At 62.0% G+C, this 18,616-nt stretch carries 18 protein-coding genes, 1 tRNA gene and 1 pseudogene; 15 read left to right on the top strand and 5 right to left on the bottom strand.

Features of this window, described 5'->3' with window-relative positions; genetic code table 11:
- Positions 1–715 precede the first annotated feature (715 nt).
- Positions 716–946 (bottom strand): hypothetical protein, encoded by a 231-nt coding sequence (locus tag NHAM_RS27660; protein ID WP_198137055.1) that lies wholly within the window; start codon positions 944–946, stop codon positions 716–718.
- Here NHAM_RS27660 and NHAM_RS25215 point away from each other — a divergent pair.
- From NHAM_RS25215 to recQ, 4 genes and pseudogenes are all read left to right on the top strand, one after another.
- Positions 930–1,243, top strand: a pseudogene (locus tag NHAM_RS25215) (integrase core domain-containing protein); the annotation flags it as partial. The gene NHAM_RS27660 and the pseudogene NHAM_RS25215 sit on opposite strands and share 17 nt — an antisense overlap.
- A 205-nt stretch (positions 1,244–1,448) precedes the next feature.
- The gene (locus NHAM_RS17655; protein ID WP_011509106.1) at positions 1,449–2,558 is read left to right on the top strand and encodes an IS5-like element ISNha7 family transposase; all 1,110 of its coding nucleotides are present in this window, start codon (positions 1,449–1,451) and stop codon (positions 2,556–2,558) included.
- A gap of 455 nt (positions 2,559–3,013) precedes the next feature.
- A tRNA-Met gene (locus NHAM_RS17650) sits at positions 3,014–3,090 on the top strand.
- Between the two features lie 670 nt (positions 3,091–3,760).
- Positions 3,761–5,560, top strand: coding sequence for a DNA helicase RecQ (recQ, locus tag NHAM_RS17645; RefSeq protein WP_011511819.1), 1,800 nt, complete (start codon positions 3,761–3,763; stop codon positions 5,558–5,560).
- A gap of 320 nt (positions 5,561–5,880) precedes the next feature.
- Here recQ and NHAM_RS26895 read toward each other — a convergent pair whose 3' ends face one another.
- Entirely contained in the window at positions 5,881–6,081 is a 201-nt protein-coding gene (locus NHAM_RS26895) for a hypothetical protein (RefSeq protein ID WP_157043672.1), read from the bottom strand.
- 362 nt (positions 6,082–6,443) lie between these two features.
- Here NHAM_RS26895 and NHAM_RS25210 point away from each other — a divergent pair.
- Positions 6,444–7,398 (top strand): IS630 family transposase gene (locus tag NHAM_RS25210; RefSeq protein ID WP_430707687.1). Its coding sequence is split into 2 segments (ribosomal slippage): positions 6,444–6,763 and positions 6,762–7,398, totalling 957 coding nucleotides; the frame shifts between segments, so codons are not numbered across the junction.
- A gap of 95 nt (positions 7,399–7,493) precedes the next feature.
- On the top strand, positions 7,494–7,703 hold the full coding sequence (locus tag NHAM_RS17630) for a cold-shock protein (protein WP_011511817.1): 210 nt from the start codon (positions 7,494–7,496) through the stop codon (positions 7,701–7,703).
- A 605-nt stretch (positions 7,704–8,308) separates the two neighbouring features.
- On the opposite strand, the gene NHAM_RS17625 is transcribed toward NHAM_RS17630, so the two are convergent.
- Positions 8,309–8,584, bottom strand: coding sequence for a metal-sensitive transcriptional regulator (locus NHAM_RS17625; protein ID WP_011511816.1), 276 nt, complete (start codon positions 8,582–8,584; stop codon positions 8,309–8,311).
- Between the two features lie 55 nt (positions 8,585–8,639).
- Here NHAM_RS17625 and NHAM_RS17620 point away from each other — a divergent pair, with 55 nt between their 5' ends.
- Complete coding sequence (locus NHAM_RS17620) at positions 8,640–11,141, top strand: heavy metal translocating P-type ATPase (RefSeq protein ID WP_011511815.1); 2,502 nt, start codon at positions 8,640–8,642, stop codon at positions 11,139–11,141.
- A gap of 166 nt (positions 11,142–11,307) precedes the next feature.
- Here the strand turns inward: NHAM_RS17620 and NHAM_RS17615 are convergent, their stop codons facing one another.
- A complete protein-coding gene (locus NHAM_RS17615; RefSeq protein ID WP_011511814.1) occupies positions 11,308–11,745 on the bottom strand; it encodes a DUF2147 domain-containing protein in 438 nt (145 codons plus the stop codon).
- A 362-nt stretch (positions 11,746–12,107) separates the two neighbouring features.
- Here NHAM_RS17615 and NHAM_RS17610 point away from each other — a divergent pair, with 362 nt between their 5' ends.
- Positions 12,108–12,707 carry a superoxide dismutase gene (locus NHAM_RS17610; protein ID WP_011511813.1) on the top strand — a complete coding sequence of 200 codons (600 nt, stop codon included), beginning with the start codon at positions 12,108–12,110 and terminating at the stop codon, positions 12,705–12,707.
- Here NHAM_RS17610 and NHAM_RS17605 read toward each other — a convergent pair.
- Positions 12,674–12,886: a hypothetical protein gene (locus NHAM_RS17605; RefSeq protein WP_011511812.1), complete on the bottom strand. Its 213-nt coding sequence runs from the start codon at positions 12,884–12,886 to the stop codon at positions 12,674–12,676. The two genes, NHAM_RS17610 and NHAM_RS17605, sit on opposite strands and share 34 nt — an antisense overlap.
- A gap of 97 nt (positions 12,887–12,983) precedes the next feature.
- Between NHAM_RS17605 and crcB the strand changes: the two genes are divergently transcribed.
- The 7 genes from crcB to NHAM_RS17570 all read left to right on the top strand — a co-directional run bounded on the left by crcB (position 12,984) and on the right by NHAM_RS17570 (position 18,504).
- On the top strand, positions 12,984–13,358 hold the full coding sequence (crcB, locus tag NHAM_RS17600) for a fluoride efflux transporter CrcB (protein WP_011511811.1): 375 nt from the start codon (positions 12,984–12,986) through the stop codon (positions 13,356–13,358).
- A gap of 95 nt (positions 13,359–13,453) precedes the next feature.
- The gene (locus NHAM_RS17595; protein ID WP_011511810.1) at positions 13,454–13,696 is read left to right on the top strand and encodes a hypothetical protein; all 243 of its coding nucleotides are present in this window, start codon (positions 13,454–13,456) and stop codon (positions 13,694–13,696) included.
- A gap of 1 nt (position 13,697) precedes the next feature.
- Entirely contained in the window at positions 13,698–14,456 is a 759-nt protein-coding gene (locus tag NHAM_RS17590; RefSeq protein WP_011511809.1) for a metal ABC transporter ATP-binding protein, read from the top strand.
- Positions 14,457–14,463: 7 nt separating this feature from the next.
- Positions 14,464–15,333: a metal ABC transporter permease gene (locus NHAM_RS17585; protein ID WP_011511808.1), complete on the top strand. Its 870-nt coding sequence runs from the start codon at positions 14,464–14,466 to the stop codon at positions 15,331–15,333.
- Between the two features lie 11 nt (positions 15,334–15,344).
- Positions 15,345–16,271 carry a metal ABC transporter solute-binding protein, Zn/Mn family gene (locus tag NHAM_RS17580; RefSeq protein ID WP_041359227.1) on the top strand — a complete coding sequence of 309 codons (927 nt, stop codon included), beginning with the start codon at positions 15,345–15,347 and terminating at the stop codon, positions 16,269–16,271.
- Positions 16,272–16,411: 140 nt separating this feature from the next.
- Positions 16,412–17,488 carry a CobW family GTP-binding protein gene (locus NHAM_RS17575; protein WP_041359225.1) on the top strand — a complete coding sequence of 359 codons (1,077 nt, stop codon included), beginning with the start codon at positions 16,412–16,414 and terminating at the stop codon, positions 17,486–17,488.
- Positions 17,488–18,504 carry a WD40 repeat domain-containing protein gene (locus tag NHAM_RS17570; RefSeq protein WP_011511805.1) on the top strand — a complete coding sequence of 339 codons (1,017 nt, stop codon included), beginning with the start codon at positions 17,488–17,490 and terminating at the stop codon, positions 18,502–18,504. The genes NHAM_RS17575 and NHAM_RS17570 overlap by 1 nt, the downstream gene beginning before the upstream one ends.
- Positions 18,505–18,616: the final 112 nt, after the last annotated feature.

Below are 18,616 nucleotides of genomic sequence, written 5' to 3'. Positions count from 1 at the left end.
TCACTCGCCTCCGACTGCTTTGGACGAGGAAGGGGACTATGCGACCGCGGGAGCGGAGCGAGACCGGAGAGCAGGATCTTTGGCTGCTCCGGCTCGATCAGATTATCGACAAGAGGCACCCGCTGGTGACGCTGGGCCGCAAGGTGATTGGGGCTTCCTGGAGGTGCAGATCGGCGAGGCCTTGACGTGCGCCAAGCCGGTCGCCGTTGCCGACGCGTTTGATCGCGGGGCTGGGGCCATCTTCAAACACACTTACGATGCCCGACGAGGCACTGCTGCGAACGGCGGGTGGAGAACCCTCTGTTACCGGTACTTCTGCGGCGACGAGGCCATCGACTGTTGTTCGATCGCTCGTCGCTGACGTGCCGGCGCAACCGAATGAGCGAAGAAGTTGCCACCCGCCCGACTGTCGCGGGTGATCGTCGACACGACAGTGTAGCCCAAGAACGTGACGTCCCCACCGATGCGAAGCTTCTGAACCGGGCGCGCAAGAAACGGTGCGGCTGGCGCTACGCCATCGGGTGGTTTTGCGCCAGCCTTATGTGAGGGTGGGCATTACCCACGCTGATCCAGCATCCGCACTATGCCCACGTCAGGCACTTCAGCGTGCCAGCCGGATGCTCAAAAAGCAGCGCGCTTTTCTCGGTCGCGTCGTTCGCAACATCGCCAGCAAAACCGAGCAAAATCGAGGGAAACGGTATGCTTGAAGCGACGTTCACTGCGGCGCGCGCGCGAGCGCCATCAGCGCGGACCGAAAGTCTATTCCCTGCACGCGCGGAAGGTCGAATGCATCGGCAAAGTCAAGGCTCATCGGCCTTACGAGTTTGGCGTCAAAGTCTCCGGCGCCACCACGAGAGACCACGCCAAGGGCGGCCGTCACCCATTGCTTGCACGCTGGCCACGGTGAATCCCGGACATGGAGGCGCTCGTCCGTCAGCCATGTCATGACCGACAACGGCAGTTGTTATATATCCTTCGCTTTCCGCGATGCCTGCAAAGAGCTGGACCTCATTCGCACCAGGCCCTATCCTCCGAGAACAACCGGCAAGGCCGAGCGCTTCATCAAACCGCGCTCAGGGGATGGGCCTAGGCCAGAGCCTGTCCAACATCAGCCCACCGCGCCGAGGTGTTGGCGATCTGGCTGCTTCGATACAACCGACATCGGCCTCACGGCGGTATAAAATATCGCACTCCAATCAGCAGAGTCAGCCTCGCCGAGGGCAACCTGTTGAGGCTCCACAGCTATAGCGTTTTCGAGCGAAGCATGTCCCCGGGCTTGACCCGGGGATGGGTACCGGTTCGCGTCAAGAAAACGCGTCAAACAAAAAGCTGGAACTCGACTTTGATTCCATCAGAAGCGGAAAGGCTCTAGCAGGCTGTTGAAGAAGTCTCTGGCGCAGCGGTTCTGGGCATGATTCTCTTGATGCGGATGCGTCGAGGGGGGAGCGATGCGGGGAAGCGACGAACGGTCAGGCTCGCTGTTCAGCTATGTGGACTTGGAGGCTCGGATTCGCTCCGACCATCCGCTGCGAACGATCCGACAGATCGCGAACGCGGCGTTGAATGATCTGTCGAGGGACTTTGACAAGCTCTACACGGCGTTCGGCCGTCCCTCGATCGCACCGGAGAAGCTGCTTCGGGCAATGCTGCTGCAGGCATTCTACGGGATCCGCTCGGAACGGCAGTTGATGGAGCGGCTGGAGTTCGACCTGCTGTTGCGCTGGTTCGTGGGCTTGGGCGTGGACGACCCGGTGTGGGACCACTCGACCTTCTCGAAGAACCGCGACCGATTGCTTGAAGGTGAGATCGCCGCGAAGTTCTTGAACGCGCTGATGGGGCAGCACCAGGTCAAGCGGCTGTTATCAAGCGAGCATTTTTCGGTCGACGGCACGCTGATCGAGGCGTGGGCATCGATCAAGAGCTTCCGGCGCAAGGACGGCGGTGACCAGGACAGTGATGGACCGGGACGCAACGCCGAGCGCAGTTTCCACAACGAGAAGCGCTGCAACGAGACGCATCAGAGCACGACCGATCCCGAGGCACGGCTCTATAAGAAGGGCGGCGGCCAGCCGGCGAAGCTTTGCTACATCGGCCATGCCCTGATGGAGAACCGCAACGGACTGGCGGTGCTGGGTGGCGTGAGCCGGGCGACCGGAACGGCGGAGCGGGATCAGGCGTTGGCGCTGATCGACTGCCACCGCGGCCAAAGCGAGCGGCGGATCACGCTGGGCGCCGACAAGGCCTATGACGTCACCGCATTCGTCGAGGACTTAAGACGGCGTTCGGTCACGCCGCACATCGCCATCGACGGGCATTTGAGCAAGACCGGAAAGCCGCGCAAGACCGCGATCGACCAGAGGACTCTCCGTCATGCCGGATATGCCGTCAGCCAACGCTGTCGCAAGCGCATCGAGGAGGTGTTCGGCTGGATCAAGGCCTCCGCCGGACTTGCCAAGATCAAGCTGCGAGGCCGCGACCGCGTCAACGCCACCTTCACCCTGGCGCTGGCGGCCTACAACCTGATCCGCTTGCCCAAACTCCTGGCAGCCGCCGCGTGAAACACAAGTCGTGCACCGTCAAGATGCTCGATCAGGACCCTGATGGTGGCGCCGCCCGCAGATCACGCTGACTCCATTCCATATCCGTCTCCGTGGGAAACTTCTTCAACAGCCTGCTAGGCGTAGGCGAGCGGATGCGGTGCCGTTCTTCGAACGGTCACGCCCGCGCGTGTCGGAGCCCGGATTGATTCCGGGTAATCGAGATAAAGCCAACTATAAATGTGGAAGATAACTGCGCGGGATGGCCAAGACGGTAATGGGTCTCCGGTCACAAAACTCAGAAAATATGAGCTGCAGCCCTTTCCAAAGCAAACCTGTGTTGGTACATACGTTTCGCGCTGCGAGCGTTTTGCTCGGGTCGCCTTCTCAGGATCCTAAGGACGGAATTGATCGGCGCCTCGAGTGCCGATGAAGTACCACCCGACATGGATGTTCGAAGGCGCGCAGAAGCTTAGCGCGGGGTGGAGCAGCCCGGTAGCTCGTCAGGCTCATAACCTGAAGGTCATAGGTTCAAATCCTATCCCCGCAACCAGTCGCTAAGCCCCTGAAAACATGATGTTTTCAGGGGCTTTTGCTTTCTGGTTTCTGTCGCCGAAAATTGACTCGTGAAAGCGCCGTGAAGCACCCGGAGGACAATCGCAGCGTAGAATCTGCGGAGTTTGGCTGCGATGATCTCACTCACTCCCGACCAGGCTGCTCGATCAATCGGATCCCGGCGCGCGCGGAGGAGCCGCGATTTTGCCTGCGTCGATCCGGCACAAAAGCTTGTTTCAGACCCTGCGAAATGCGGCCGACTCTCGGTGATGGGCTTGGGTCTGTGACTGATTAAGGTGCAACTACGACGTTTGCCGCTGTCTTCCTGGTCGCCGCCACGCATTACTTGGACCAGCACCGCTCGGATATGAGGATGGGCCGATCGGCTATGATCGATTAACGGTCGCTCCCATGAGATATCGAAGCGTCGCATCTTATTAGCGAGGTGCAGGCCAGCGCCGCGATTGCGATGCTCGGCCCCAAAGTCCGCTCTATTCGCCCTGAAAGCAGTCGGTCAGCTATCGGCCCTTCCAGTTGTCTACACAATACGCTAAGTGTCTGCTGCTGGTGCCTTGTTGCAAGGCGACGGACGGAAAGGCGCATCAATGATCGCCATCACGGCGAAGCTGCTATGAAGGATATCTCCATGATTCTTCCTGCTGACGCCGATGATCGCCACCGCCCTCGAAATCCTCAAGACCGTCTACGGCTATGATGCGTTCAGGGGGCCGCAGGCGCGCATCGTCGCGCATGTCATTGGCGGCGACAACGCCTTTGTGTTGATGCCGACGGGCGGCGGAAAGTCGCTCTGCTACCAAATCCCCGCCATCGCTAGACCCGGCATGGGACTTGTGGTGTCGCCGCTACTGGCGCTGATGGCCGATCAGGTGGCGGCCTTGCGGCAGGCGGGCGTGAGGGCGGCCGCCCTCAACTCGGATCTGCCGGCCGACGAGCGGCGCGCGCTGTGGCGCGACATCCACGGCGGCAGTCTCGATCTGCTCTACGTCGCGCCCGAGACGCTACTGCGCCAGGCGGTGCTGGAGCGGCTCGGCCAGACGCGGCTGTCGCTGATCGCCATCGACGAGGCCCATTGCCTGTCGCAGTGGGGACACGACTTCCGCCCTTCCTACCGCCAGCTCGACGCCCTTGTCGGGCTGTTTCCCGACACGCCGCGCATGGCGCTGACGGCGACGGCCGACGAGCCGACGCGCGCCGAAATCCTGTCGCATCTCGACATCGCCGAAACTGACGCCTTCATCGCCGGTTTCGACCGGCCCAACATCCGTTACACGATCGAGGAAAAGGACAATCCGCGCGCGCAACTGAAGGACTTCCTCAAGCGCCACAAGGGCGAGAGCGGCATCGTCTACTGCCTGTCCAAGCGGAAAACGGAGGAAACCGCCGCCTGGTTGCGCGACCAAGGCTATGACGCGCTCGCCTATCACGCGGGGATGGACAGGGCCGCGCGGGAGGCCAACCAGATGCGTTTCCAGCACGGCGAGGCGGTCGTCATGGTCGCGACCATCGCCTTCGGCATGGGCATCGACAAGCCGGACGTGCGCTTCGTCGCCCATATCGACCTGCCGGGCAGCATCGAGGCCTATTATCAGGAGACGGGCCGCGCCGGGCGCGACGGCCTGCCGTCCGATGCGCTGATGCTTTACGGTTACGAGGACATCGCGCTGCGCAGCCGCTTCATCGAGCAATCGGATACGCCCGACCCGCGCAAGCGCATGGAGCGCCAGAAGCTCGACGCGTTGCTGGGGTTGGCCGAGACGGCGGGCTGCCGCCGGCAGGTGCTGTTATCCTATTTCGGTGACGATTGCGAGCCATGCGGCAATTGCGACACCTGCGCCGAGCCGCCAAGGTTGTTCGATGGCACGATAGCCGCGCAGAAGGCGCTGTCGTGCGTCTACCGCACCGGCGAGCGCTTCGGGCAGGCCTATATCGTTGACGTGCTGCTCGGCGTCGAGAACGACCGCATCGCCCAGTTCGGCCACAATCGTGTTTCCACCTTCGGCATCGGCACCGAGCACGACAACCGCACTTGGCGGGCGATCCTGCGCCAGTTGATCGCGCTGCGCCTTGTCGACGTCGATCTGGCCGGCCATGGCGGCCTGTCGATCACGCCGGCCGGCCGCGACTTTCTGCGCGACAAGCCGACGCTGATGCTGCGGGTGCCGGCGGCTCCGCGCGCGCGGCGCCAAAAGGTCGCGCGCAGCGCGGCGCAGTCTGCCGTCACTGAGGCGGACCGTGACCTGTTCCAGGCGTTACGGCAAAAGCGCATGGACATAGCGCGCGCGCAAAACGTGCCGCCCTATGTGATTTTCCACGACAAGACGCTGATCGAACTGGCGGCGGCGCGGCCCGCGTCGCGCGCCGAGATGGCGAAGGTGCCCGGTGTCGGTGACGCCAAGCTCGACCGCTATGGCCCGGCCTTCCTGGCGGTGATCGCCGAGCACGCATGACGAGGTGGCGGCGGGACCGTGCGGCCACAAATCCGGTTGCGTGGCTTTCTATGTCGGGCAGGGTGGAAACCGCTCCGGACCTTCAGGTCAAATACGGACAGAACCGTTTGACATAGGAGAGGAAGCGCTCCGCCATCGATGGTTTGCGCTCGTTGCCCGGGTGAGGCCAGGAATGATTGCCGTTTGCGTCAGCCATGGATCCCTCCGGATAGGTGAGGGCATAGAGCTCTCAATTAGAGCGTTTTCTTCACGCGAACCGGTATCCATCCTTGGGTCAAGCCCGAGGACATGCTTCGCTCGAAAACGCCATAGACACCTCGTTAGAGGCGATCAGCTTTCATCCGGGCTGCCTTAACGGCGATGCCGGTCAGATCCTCTCGGCGATAAACACCATCCGCTGCAGCCTTTAGAATCTGTTCTGCCATGAATGCCTTGGTTGAGGAATCTGACTGGATTTGGATGGCAGCATCATCAAGAGCTGCGCATAGTGTTCGGATAAATTCCGGTGAGAATTGCGACACGCGGTTCCTCCGGTTTTCGCTTTTTGGTGCTCCATTCGTTATATTTTATAGAATATATCGTAGCCGATGTAGAGATGTCCATGCATAAAATGGCAGGCGGCGATCGTGATCGTGGCGGCAATCGTGCTGCTCGCGCTTCGCCGGCTGATGTCATGACCATGCGAAATTCAGCTATACAATTTCGAGGTATTGCGCTATATTCACACGAATACGCCGGTGGGAAAGGTTCCCCTTCCGTCCGTATCCGCCGCAAGGCGGTGGTGACCAGTCCAAGTCGCTAGAGCGTCGGGCGATCATTTGGAATCGCGGCGGATTCACAAACGAGGCTCAAGGTGATTCAAAGTCTGCGGGGGTGATTTGCCATGCCGCATCCTTTGTCGAACGATCTGCGTGAGCGTGTTGTTGCCTATGTCGAGGCGGGGAACTCGTGCCATGGGGCTGCTGCCCGTTTTGGGACTTCGGTATCTTTTGCGGTGAACCTGATGCGGCGCTGGCGGGAGACGGGTCGGGTCGATCCGCGTCCGCGTGGCGGGTTCCGGCATGGCAAACTCGGTCAGCACCGCGACTTCATTCTTGCGACAGTCGCGGCCGAGAGCGACATCACCATGCCTGAACTGGCGGAAAAACTCGCCAAGGCCAAGGGCGTCAAAGCAGACCCGTCGAACCTGTCGAAGTTCTTGATCGCCTGCGGGCTCAGCTTCAAAAAAAACTCTGCGGGCCAGCGAACAAGACAGGCCTGAACTGGTCAAGGCTCGGGCCGAATGGAAAGCAGGCCGCCAGCCCATCATGCGCAAGCAGCGCGAGCGGCTGATCTTCATTGACGAAACCGGCACCACCACCAAGATGGTTCGCCAGCGTGGACGATCGCTGAAAGGAACGCGGCTGAACAGCAAGGCTCCATTCGGTCACTGGGGAACGCAGACCTTCGTAGCAGGCCTCAAGTGCGATGGCCTCGTCGCCCCCTGGGTTATCGATGCCCCAATGAACCGGATCATCTTCGAGACCTATGTCGACACCCAACTCGCGCCCGCCCTCAGGCCCGGTGATGTCGTCATCCTGGATAATCTCTCCAGCCACAAGAGCGAGAAGGCCGAAAAAGCCATCCGCGCACGGGGCGCGTGGCTCCTGTTCCTGCCGCCCTACAGCCCGGATCTCAATCCCATCGAAATGGCCTTCGCAAAACTGAAAGCTCATCTGCGAGCCGCCGCAGCCAGAACCATCGACGCTCTCTGGAAAGCCATCGGCAACATCTGCGCGCTCTTCTCTCCGCAAGAGTGCTCAAACTACTTCAAAGCCGCAGGATACGGATTCAATTGACTACCCGAGGCTCTAGCGTTCCCAACCAGAACTTTCCGCGCTGTCCGCCTGGGTGGACAGCGCGGGCTTTTCTTTATGATGATGCGGAGAAGAGAATGTCTACAGGTACGGTAAAGTGGTTTAACAGCCAAAAGGGTTTTGGATTTATCCAGCCGGATGGTGGCGGCAACGACGTGTTCGTGCACATCAGCGCGGTTCAGCGCGCCGGGCTGAACGGTCTTGGAGAAGGTCAAAAGGTGTCGTTCGAAACCAAGACCGACAAGATGCGTGGAAAGGCGAGCGCAGAAAATCTGTCGCTAAGGTAATGACTGGCAGTTCACGGATGTACTGAGCTGACCGGTGGCGGAGCAGTCAAGACGAGTCTTGAGAGCGAACGGGAGCAAGGGTGCGGTTTCAGGAGTCACTGTCGCGCACGAAAAACGTTCCCCGCCGCACGCTTGGCGATCGTTTCTCGAGACGGCCAGACCGCTGGCCGGCTCGCCTCGGCAAAGGTTTATCTCGCTGCTGAAATCAAAAGCCTCAGCGTAAAAGACCTCATTCCACACTACTCGCCCTTCGTTGACTTCGGAGCTGCTATGCTGTCCTGACAGCTTCGCGACTTCGTCCAGATACTCAACTCCCTCATCACACGCTGGAAGACAGACGCTTATCGCGTTCGTCGTCCACTATGGCGTTCATCGCGATGGTCTCCCGGTCGGTCCGCTTCACCTCGGCCCCGGACGTGTCGACGTCTATTTGTTTGCCGTCGGCGCCGATGAGACAAATTGAGGGGCGGCGTATCTGGCGCCGAAGGTCCTTCAGCCCTTATTCGGCCGGCGCTTTGCCCGGTCATGGAAAACGCCGGTCGGCGATGATGATCGCCTGTTGAGCTGCCCGGCCGCGGTGGGGCCGTCGGTGATATTCCCTTAAACTACCTGTTCGCCCGCTCGATGACGGCCATCAACTCGGTGATCTTGCGGCGCTGATCGGCCTTGTCGCCGCTTGTGATCGCGTGCTCGACGCAATGCGCCACGTGATCCTTCAGCACTTCCTCCTCGACGCGCCGCAGCGCAGCGCGCACGGCTGAGATCTGCGTCACGATGTCGATGCAATAGCGGTCTTCCTCCACCATTCGGGACAGGCCGCGCACCTGACCTTCGATCCGGTTGAGGCGCTTCCGGCAGGATATCTTGATATTGTCGCGCATGGGGTCTATATACCCCACCAGGGTATACACTGCAAGGCCGATTGCGGAGATCCGGATGAGCACAGCAGGGCAGGCAGAGTCCAAAAATGGAAACGACTGCGGCTGCGCGGCCGAGGCGCAGCCCGCATCATCCGCCCGCGCATCAAGCGGGTCGAACTGCTGCGGCGGGGAAGCTGCGACCGCCCATGCCCACGGCGCGCACGCACATCATCACGAGCATCACCATGGTCACGCGGCCGACACGAATGATGGAAAGGTTCTCGATCCCGTCTGCGGCATGACCGTCGATCCGCAAACCAGCAAGCATCGCTTCGATCATCACGGCACGATCTATCATTTCTGCTCCGCCGGTTGCCGGACCAAATTCGCCGCGGCGCCGCAGTCGTATCTCGACAAGCCCAAGACTTCCAAGTTCAAAACTCCACCGCCGGCGGATGTGCCCGAAGGCACCATCTACACCTGTCCGATGCATCCGGAAGTTCGCCAGGTCGGCCCCGGCCCCTGTCCGATCTGCGGCATGGCGCTGGAGCCCGAGCTGGTGTCGCTGGACGACAAGCCAAATCCCGAACTCGCGGATATGTCACGCCGGTTCTGGATCGGGTTGATCCTCGCTGTGCCTGTGATCGCGCTGGACATGGGCGGGCATATTGTCGGAACGCATGGCTGGATCGGGCAAACGCTGTCGAACTGGATTCAGCTCGCGTTTGCGACGCCGGTGGTGATCTGGGCCGGCTGGCCGTTCTTCGTGCGCGGCTGGCAGTCGCTGATGACCCGCAACCTCAACATGTTCACGCTGATCGCGATGGGCACCGGTGTTGCTTATATCTACAGTCTTGCCGCTACCTTTGTGCCTGCGATGTTCCCGCCGGCCTTTCGCGGACACGACGGTGCGGTCGCGGTCTATTTCGAGGCAGCGGCGGTCATCACGATCCTGGTGCTGCTCGGGCAGGTGCTTGAGCTGCACGCGCGTGAGGCAACGTCGGGTGCGATCAAGGCGCTGCTCGATCTCGCGCCGAAGACCGCGCGCCGCGTCGATCTGTCGGGCGCGGACCACGACGTGGCGCTCGACGATGTGGCTGTCGGCGACCGGCTGCGGGTTCGCCCCGGCGAGAAGGTGCCGGTGGACGGCGTCATCGCCGAGGGCCGATCGTCGCTCGATGAATCCATGGTGACCGGCGAATCCATGCCGGTCAGCAAAGAGGCGGGCGCCAGCGTGATCGCCGGCACCATCAACCGGTCCGGCAGCTTCGTCATGCAGGCCGAAAAAGTCGGCCGCGATACGCTCTTGTCCCGGATCGTGCAGATGGTCGCGCAGGCGCAGCGGTCCCGCGCGCCGATCCAGCGTCTGGCCGATCAGGTGGCCGGCTGGTTCGTGCCCGCCGTGATCGCTGCGGCCGTTGTGGCATTCGCGGTCTGGGCCTTCGTCGGACCCGAGCCGCGTCTGGCGTTCGGCCTGGTTGCAGCGGTGAGCGTGCTGATCATCGCCTGCCCATGCGCGCTCGGACTCGCGACGCCGATGTCGATCATGGTGGGCGTCGGGCGTGGCGCGCAGGCCGGCGTCCTGATCAGGAACGCCGAAGCGCTCGAGCGCATGGAGAAGGTCGACACGCTGGTGGTTGACAAGACCGGCACCTTGACCGAGGGCAGGCCCAGGCTCGTTGCCATCGAGGCTGCGGAAGGTTTTCAGAAAGACGACCTGCTGCGTCTTGCCGCGAGCGTCGAGCGATCCAGCGAACATCCGCTGGCGGACGCCATCGTGGCCGCGGCAAGGCAACGCGATCTGCCGTTGAGCGCGGTGCAGGAGTTCGACGCTCCGGCTGGCAAGGGCGTGACCGGAAAGGTCGAGGGCAGGGCGGTGCTGATCGGTTCGGCATTGTTTTTGGAATCGCGCGGCGTTGCGGCGCAGGCCATGCAGGACCGGGCCGAACAACTGCGCGCCGGCGGCGCTACCGTCATCAACGTCGCCGTCGACGGGCGGCTCGCCGGTCTGCTCGCGATCGCCGATCCCGTTAAGCCGTCGACGCCGGCCGCCCTGAAAGCGCTGGCAGGCGACGGCATCAAGGTCATCATGCTGACCGGCGACAATCGCACCACCGCCAACGCGGTAGCAAAGCAGCTTGGCATCGCCGATGTCGAGGCGGATGTTCTGCCCGAGCAGAAGAGCGCCGTCGTCGCCCGACTTCAGAATGAGGGGCATGTCGTAGCGATGGCGGGAGACGGCATCAATGATGCGCCGGCGCTCGCCTTCGCCGATGTCGGCATCGCCATGGGCACCGGGACCGACATCGCCATGGAGAGCGCCGGCGTGACGCTGCTCAGGGGCGATCTCATGGGGATCGTTCGCGCCCGCCGTCTCTCCGAGGCGACAATGCGCAATATCCGGCAGAACCTGTTCTTCGCCTTCATCTACAACGCCGCCGGCATTCCGATCGCGGCCGGAGTTCTCTATCCGATCTTCGGCCTGCTGCTGTCCCCGATCGTGGCGGCGGCGGCGATGGCGCTGTCGTCGGTGAGCGTCGTCGGCAACGCGCTGCGGCTGCGCGCTGCAAGGCTTTGAGGGCGGTGCTATAGCGCTTTCGAGCGAAGCATGTCCTCGGGCTTGACCCGAGGATGGATACTGGTTCGCGTAAAGAAAACGCGCCAGATCAAAACCATGGAGCCTCGCTCCTGAATTCTATCAGAAGCGGAAAAGACTCCAAAGACTCTAGGGTTGGTCCTGTTCTTCAGCGGCGGGAACGTGTCCACATTTCTCCGCTGCACAACACGCCGACGCAGCCTTCGACGCGTAGCGCGCCGGGTCCCGCGACAGAGACGTTGCTGGCGTAGGTGTTGCCGTCATCGGCGTTGTAGATCGTGCCGGACCATTTGTTCGGGCCGCTTTGCGACATGCCATGGAACAGCGGCAGCCCGATCATCGGTCGCCTGGCCAGCGCCGGGTTGCGATTCTTGTCGTCGACGGCCGGCCTTCCGGTCGCGGGATCGATCGGGCTGCGCAACCAGACCACAACGCCGCAAATTCCGTCGCGGCATCTGCTGACACGGACTTTGGCGTCACCGGCTTGTGTCAACCAGATGCCGGTGGGGTCGGCCGGTGTCTGTGCGTCGGCAGCAGATAACAGGACGGCAAGGATTGCAATCGCAAAACCAGATCGCACGAGCATGACAACCTCCGGAGATATCCGGTGTGCATAACAAAAAAACCGGGTCTTGCAACGTCATATGGGCGGCGAAGCCGTGTTCGGTCGCGACAGGATGCCTCAGCGATTGCCCTGCCGGCACCGCCGGACATCGCCACGGTCAGATCGCGAGCCGCAACAGCGTCGGCAGCTTCGGGTAGCAAGCTGATGTTGGCGGCCAGCCGTGCATCTCATGAATACGCAGCCTGCAAGACTAGATACTCAGCGTTGACCACTCTTATGTTATGGTATGTAACGGCTATTGTAGCATGTACTGGCCGAGAGCCCCTGGTCGGGGGGATCCTGTCAGGCCCCCCTTTAATCTCCTATAATTCGGACAATAACCCATGACCTTCACGCTTCCGGACCTGCCTTACGCCCATGACGCGCTCGCGCCCTATATGTCCAAGGAAACCTTGGAATATCATCACGATAAGCATCATCAGGCTTATGTGACCAACGGCAATAACGCGCTCAAGGGGACCGAGTACGAGGGGAAATCGCTTGAGGACATCGTCAGGGCGGCGCACGGCAAGAACCCGTCAGTCTTCAACAACGCGGGTCAGCACTACAACCATCTGCATTTCTGGAAATGGATGAAGCCGAACGGCGGCGGCAACAAACTGCCCGGCCGTCTGGAGAAGAAGATCATCGAGGATTTCACCAGTCTGGACAAGTTCAAAGCCGATTTCGTCGCGGCCGGCGCCGGACAGTTCGGTTCGGGTTGGGCGTGGCTGCAAGTGAAGAACGGCAAGCTCCAGGTGTCCAAGACGGCGAACGCCGAAAGTCCGCTGGTTCAAGGCGCTACACCGATTCTCGGCTGCGACGTCTGGGAGCACTCCTATTACATCGACTACCGCAATCGTCGCCCCGATTATCTCAAGGCGTTCCTCGATAATCTGGTGAACTGGGACTACGTCGACGAACTGTTCTCCAAGGCCGGCTGATAATCGCGCGGGCGAATGTGGAAACTCAAAAAGGCGGCACGACGGTGCCGCCTTTTTTCGTCGGCCCTGAACGCGTGGCGGCGGTCCTCCGTCTTGCCGCAAAGAGCGGGATGAGGAAAAGTGTGCAGCGGTTTTCCGCCCGCATCCCGCTCTAAAATATTGGAATCGATCACGTTCATGATTTTGGATCGAGTCGATCCAAAATCATCGTGATCTAACGGTTTTCGGCAAAACGATGCGATTGCCGATGCGTCGCCTCGATGGCGGGGACAAACGATGAACTATCTCCTGGTTTTTGTCGGCGGCGGTCTCGGCGCGACCGTGCGCCACGCTGTCAACATGATCTGCGCCCGCGCTTTCGGCACACACTTTCCGTTCGGCACATTTCTCATCAATGTTTCGGGATCGGTCGTGATGGGTCTGATTGCCGGCTATCTTGCATTCAGGGGCAGCGCCGCGCAGCCGTGGCGGCTGTTCGTGATGACCGGCGTTCTCGGCGGTTACACCACCTTCTCGGCATTCTCGCTCGATACCGCACTGCTATACGAGCGCGGCGAGATCGGTCTCGCTGCCCTCTATGCGATCGGATCGGTCGTTCTCGCGGTCGTAGGCTTGTTTGCCGGTCTCGCGCTGGTCCGCCATCTGACCTGAGGCGGGGGCGGTTGGACGCGCCTCGGGTCGCGGAGGCGGTTGTCCGCTGGACACCTGTGATGTTATAATATAACGATAGGTCGGATGTCGACGGTTTGGCTCCTTATATCTCGTTCCGGGCCGGAAAGCGTATTCAAGTGCTCCATTCTCACGATAGCGATCATGCTCAGGCTCACGAGCATGGACATGCCCATGGACACACCCATGGATCGTCGTCGCCGCATCCGGCCCAGGCGGTGCCGTGGTCGATCCTGCGGATGGCGCTGGTTGCACGGCTCGGGACTGCGCTTGTGGTCAGCGCCGGGCTTTGGGCCGCCGTGCTGCTGGCGATGCGGTGAGATGGCGGCGCGACTGCAGTTCCGCGACGTTACACTAGGCTACGACCGGCATCCGGCCGTGCATCATCTGAGCGGTGAAATCGCCTCCGGAGCACTGCTGGCGGTGGTCGGCCCGAACGGCGCGGGCAAGTCGACGCTGTTTCGCGGCCTCGTCGGCATCCTGAAGCCGCTGGCCGGATCGATCGCCTGCGGTGACCTCGACGTCCGCGACATCGCCTATTTGCCGCAGAGCGCGGAGATCGACCGCAGCTTTCCGATTTCGGTGTTCGATTTCACCGGCTCCGGGTTGTGGCGCGCCACCGGCGCGTTCGGCGGACTCGGCAGGCGCGAGCGTCGGCGGGTTGTTGAAGCCCTCGCGGCCGTCGGCCTCAACGGATTCGAAAACCGTCCCATCGGCACGCTGTCGGGCGGGCAGATGCAACGGATGCTGTTCGCACGGGTGCTGTTGCAGGATGCCGGTGTGATCGTGCTCGACGAGCCGTTCAACGCCATCGACGCCAAGACGTCGGCCGATCTGCTCGCTTTGGTGCGGCGATGGCATGAGGAGAAGCGCACGGTGCTCGCGGCGCTGCACGACATGGATCTGGTGCGCACGAATTTTCCGGAGACGCTGCTGCTCGCGCGCGGCGCGGTGGCATGGGGGCCGACGGCGCAGGTGCTGACGGCCGACAACCTGTTGCGGGCCCGGCAGATGTGCGAAGCCTTCGACGATGGGGCGGCCGCCTGCGCGGCGCCTGTGCTGCCGCCGCGCGCGGCCTGAGGCATTCATGGTCTACGACTTTCTGGTCGCTCCCTTCGCCGATTTCGAATTCATGCGCCGTGCGCTGGCGGCGGCGATTGCGCTCGCGCTCGGCGCCGCGCCGATCGGCGTGTTTTTGATGCTGCGGCGGATGAGTCTGGTCGGCGATGCGATGGCGCACGCGATCCTGCCGGGTGCGGCCATCGGTTTCCTGCTGTCGGGCCTCAATCTGTTTGCGATGACCGTCGGCGGGTTGATCGCGGGATTCGCGGTGGCGATTCTGGCGGGGGTGGTGTCGCGCGTCACCGAATTGAAAGAGGATTCCTCGCTGGCGACCTTCTATCTGGCGTCGCTGGCGCTGGGCGTCACCATCGTGTCGGTCAAGGGCACCAACATCGACCTGCTGCATGTACTGTTCGGCAACATCCTTGCGATGGACAACCAGACGCTGCTGGTGATCGCGGTCAATGCCACCGTGACGCTCGTGGTGCTCGCAGTGATTTATCGCCCGCTGGTGATCGAATGCGTCGATCCATTGTTTCTGCGCACGGTGAGCCGCGCCGGCGCGCCGGCGCATCTGGCGTTTCTGGCGCTGATCGTCGTCAACCTGGTCAATGGCTTTCATGCTCTCGGCACCTTGCTTGCGGTCGGGCTGATGGTGTTGCCGGCCGCCATTGCGCGATTCTGGTCGCGCGACATCACCGGCATGATGGTGATCGCCGTGGTCAGCGCGATGCTGTCCGGCTACGCCGGACTGGTGCTGTCGTTTCACAGCAAGGTACCGTCCGGTCCGGCGATCATCCTGGTGGCCTCAGTGCTCTATGTGGTGTCGGTGCTGTTCGGAAGCGTCGGCGGGATGCTTCGGCAACTCTTCCCCGCCCCCCATCTCGAAGCATGATGATGAGCGCCATGGTGCGGTCTCGCCTTCTCGGATTTTGGTTGATCGCGATGGTGCTGGCGGCACTGGTCCCCGCCCGCGCCCAAAGTCATAACGATGACCGCATCGACGTCGTCGCGAGTTTCTCGATCCTCGGCGATTTCGCCAGGGCCGTCGGCGGCGTGCGGGTCGATGTCACGACGCTGGTCGGGACCGACGGTGACGTGCATGTATTCACCCCGGCGCCGGCAGACGCCAGGAAGATCGCGGCCGCGAAACTGGTCATTGTCAACGGCCTCGGCCTCGAAGGCTGGCTGCCGCGGCTGGTGCAGGCTTCGGGCGGCAAAGCGGCGATCGTGGTGGCGACCACCGGCGTTCCGTCGCTCGGGATCGCTGCCGGTGAAACGTCCGGCACGCACCACGGCGATGATTCGGCCGATCCCCACGCGTGGCAGTCCGTCGCTAACGCCAAAATCTATGTCGCCAATATTCGCGACGCGCTGATTGCGGCCGACCCCGCCGGCGAGGCGGTTTATCGGGCCAACGCGGCGGCCTATCTGGTGAAACTGGATGCGCTGGATCGCGAGGTTCGTGAGGCGGTGGCCCGGATTCCACTGGCGCGCCGCAAGGTGATCTCGACCCACAATGCCTTCAGCTATTTCGAGGCGGCCTACGGGATCGCTTTCATCGCCCCGCAGGGGGTCTCGACCGACAGCGAGCCGAGCGCACGCGACATCGCTGCGACCGTCACGCAGATCAGAACCGCAAAAATCCCGGCCATTTTTCTGGAAAACCTCAGCGATCCGCGGCTGATCCGCCAGATCGCCGCCGAATCCGGGGCGCGGATCGGCGGGACTCTGTATTCCGACAGTTTGAGTGACGAAAAGGGCGATGCCCCCACTTACATTGACATGGTCAGGCATAATATAAAGGCGCTGACGAGCGCGCTGACGGAATAGTCGGGCGGCGCCTTCTTTGCCTTTTTCCCCCTAGGAGAGGGCCGGTCGCGAAGCGGCCAGGGCGGTCGCCGAATGTCTGCGCGCTATTGACACCCCAACCTCTCCCCGCAAGGGGAGGGGAGCAGCCACGAGTGCAGTTGATGTCCGATGTAAACGCTCCCGCCTCGACGAAAATCCCCGTCACCGTGCTGACCGGCTATCTCGGCGCCGGCAAGACCACGCTTTTGAACCGTATCCTTTCCGAAAATCACGGCAAGAAATACGCCGTGATCGTCAACGAATTCGGTGAAGTCGGCATCGACAACGACCTGATCATCGGCGCTGACGAAGAAGTGTTCGAAATGAACAACGGCTGCGTCTGCTGCACGGTGCGCGGCGACCTCGTGCGCATTCTCGAAGGACTGATGAAGCGTAAGGGCAAGTTCGACGCCATCATCGTGGAGACCACGGGCCTCGCCGATCCGGCGCCGGTGGCGCAGACCTTCTTCGTCGACGAGGACGTGCAGAACAATGCGCGGCTCGATGCCGTGGTGACGGTGGCCGACGCCAAGTGGCTGAGCGAACGGCTGAAGGATGCGCCTGAGGCCAAGAACCAGATTGCCTTCGCCGACGTCATCGTTTTGAACAAGACCGACCTGGTGTCGAAGCCGGAACTGGCCGAGGTGGAAGCGCGGATTCGCGGCATCAACCCCTATGCCAAGCTGCATCGCACCGAGCGCTGCCAGGTGGCGCTGTCGGATGTTCTGGAACGCGGCGCATTCGATCTCGACCGTATCCTCGAACTCGAGCCGGATTTCCTCAAGGAGGACGATCACGATCATCACCACGATCATGATGATCACGATCACGATCACGATCATCATGGGCACGATGATCATGGGCATGACCATGACCACGGCCTGAAGCATTATCACGACGAGGAGATGCAGTCGCTGTCGCTGCATTCGGACAAGCCGCTCGATCAGGACAAGTTCATGCCGTGGCTGCAGGAGCTTCTGGCGGCGGAGGGGCAGAAGATCCTGCGCTCGAAGGGGATTATGGCGTTCAGCGGCGATGATGATCGCTACGTCTTCCAGGGCGTCCACATGATGCTGGAGGGCAGCCGCCAGCGCGAATGGAAGCCGGACGAGAAGCGCGAAAGCCGTCTCGTGTTCATTGGCCGTGAATTGCCGGAAGCGCTGATCCGCGACGGCTTCCAGAACTGCATCGCCGCGTGATGACCGTCTCCAACGCTCCGCAGCAGAACTCCATCGCCTCGGTCGGCGAACGCGTTCGTCCCGTAGCCATCGGTACGCCGGTTGCTGCCGTGTATTTCATCGGCGATCGCGCCGCATTCGTCGGGGACGAGGAGACGATCACACTCGTTTCCAGCGATGGCGAGAAGGTTGTCGTGACCGTTCATGGCGGCGCGATCCTGTCGTCGGTTTCGGACGGCAGGCGGATCGTCACCGGCGGCGACGACGGCAAGGTTGTCGCGCTCGATATCAAGGGCGAGAGTTCGGTTCTTGTGACCGACGCAAAACGCCGCTGGATCGACAACGTCGCGGTCCATCCCGATGGCACGCTTGCATGGTCCGCCGGCAAGACCGCGTTCGTGCGCGGGCTCAAGGGTGAGGACAAGTCGCTCGAAGCGCCCTCGAGCGTCGGAGGACTTGCGTTTGCGCCGAAGGGCCTGCGGCTCGCGCTCGCGCACTACAACGGCGTGTCGCTGTGGTTTCCGAACATGACGGCGAAGCCGGAGCGGCTGGAATGGGCCGGTTCGCACCTTGGCGTTGCGTTCAGTCCTGACAGCAGGTTTCTCATCACCACCATGCACGAGCCGGCGCTGCACGGCTGGCGGCTGGCGGATGCGCAGCACATGCAGATGACCGGCTATCCCAGCCGCGTCAAATCCATGTCATGGGGCATGGGTGGAAAATTTCTGGCCACGTCCGGCGCGGACCGTGTGGTGGTGTGGCCGTTCGCCAGCAAAGACGGTCCGATGGACAAGGAGCCGGCTATGCTGGCGCAGTTGGAGGCGCGCGTCACCGCGGTCGCCTGCCATCCGACGCAGGACTTCCTCGCCGCCGGTTACGACAACGGCACCATCCTGATGGTGCGGCTCACCAACGGCGCCAAGGTTGTCGTCCGCCGCGACGGTGCTGCACCTGTCGCCGCGCTGGCATGGAACGCGAAAGGTTCGATGCTGGCTTTCGCCCTGCAGAACGGCGATGCAGGGCTGGTGGATCTCTAGAGTCTGCTAGAGTCTGATCCAACTTCGTTGAATCAGACTCTAGCCTTATCCCTGTGATAGAGCATGATCTTGTCCGAAAACCGGTTTCCACTTTTCGGGATCGCCCATATCC

This window comes from Nitrobacter hamburgensis X14, from assembly GCF_000013885.1.
Lineage (GTDB): Bacteria > Pseudomonadota > Alphaproteobacteria > Rhizobiales > Xanthobacteraceae > Nitrobacter > Nitrobacter hamburgensis.
The sequence above is the reverse complement of the archived record's forward strand: the minus strand, read 5'-3'. Positions and strand labels throughout refer to the sequence as shown.

Excerpts from the sequence above, each read along its gene's own strand:
- NHAM_RS17615 (WP_011511814.1), bottom strand. The coding sequence starts at position 11,745 with ATGCTCGTGCGATCTGGTTTTGCGATTGCAATCCTTGCCGTCCTGTTA.
- NHAM_RS17570 (WP_011511805.1), top strand. The coding sequence starts at position 17,488 with ATGACCGTCTCCAACGCTCCGCAGCAGAACTCCATCGCCTCGGTCGGC.
- crcB (WP_011511811.1), top strand. The coding sequence starts at position 12,984 with ATGAACTATCTCCTGGTTTTTGTCGGCGGCGGTCTCGGCGCGACCGTG.
- NHAM_RS27660 (WP_198137055.1), bottom strand. The coding sequence starts at position 946 with ATGACATGGCTGACGGACGAGCGCCTCCATGTCCGGGATTCACCGTGG.
- NHAM_RS17610 (WP_011511813.1), top strand. The coding sequence starts at position 12,108 with ATGACCTTCACGCTTCCGGACCTGCCTTACGCCCATGACGCGCTCGCG.
- NHAM_RS17590 (WP_011511809.1), top strand. The coding sequence starts at position 13,698 with ATGGCGGCGCGACTGCAGTTCCGCGACGTTACACTAGGCTACGACCGG.
- NHAM_RS17575 (WP_041359225.1), top strand. The coding sequence starts at position 16,412 with ATGTCCGATGTAAACGCTCCCGCCTCGACGAAAATCCCCGTCACCGTG.
- NHAM_RS17620 (WP_011511815.1), top strand. The coding sequence starts at position 8,640 with ATGAGCACAGCAGGGCAGGCAGAGTCCAAAAATGGAAACGACTGCGGC.
- NHAM_RS17605 (WP_011511812.1), bottom strand. The coding sequence starts at position 12,886 with ATGAACGTGATCGATTCCAATATTTTAGAGCGGGATGCGGGCGGAAAA.
- NHAM_RS17655 (WP_011509106.1), top strand. The coding sequence starts at position 1,449 with ATGCGGGGAAGCGACGAACGGTCAGGCTCGCTGTTCAGCTATGTGGAC.
- NHAM_RS17625 (WP_011511816.1), bottom strand. The coding sequence starts at position 8,584 with ATGCGCGACAATATCAAGATATCCTGCCGGAAGCGCCTCAACCGGATC.
- NHAM_RS17585 (WP_011511808.1), top strand. The coding sequence starts at position 14,464 with ATGGTCTACGACTTTCTGGTCGCTCCCTTCGCCGATTTCGAATTCATG.
- recQ (WP_011511819.1), top strand. The coding sequence starts at position 3,761 with ATGATCGCCACCGCCCTCGAAATCCTCAAGACCGTCTACGGCTATGAT.
- NHAM_RS17580 (WP_041359227.1), top strand. The coding sequence starts at position 15,345 with ATGGTGCGGTCTCGCCTTCTCGGATTTTGGTTGATCGCGATGGTGCTG.
- NHAM_RS17630 (WP_011511817.1), top strand. The coding sequence starts at position 7,494 with ATGTCTACAGGTACGGTAAAGTGGTTTAACAGCCAAAAGGGTTTTGGA.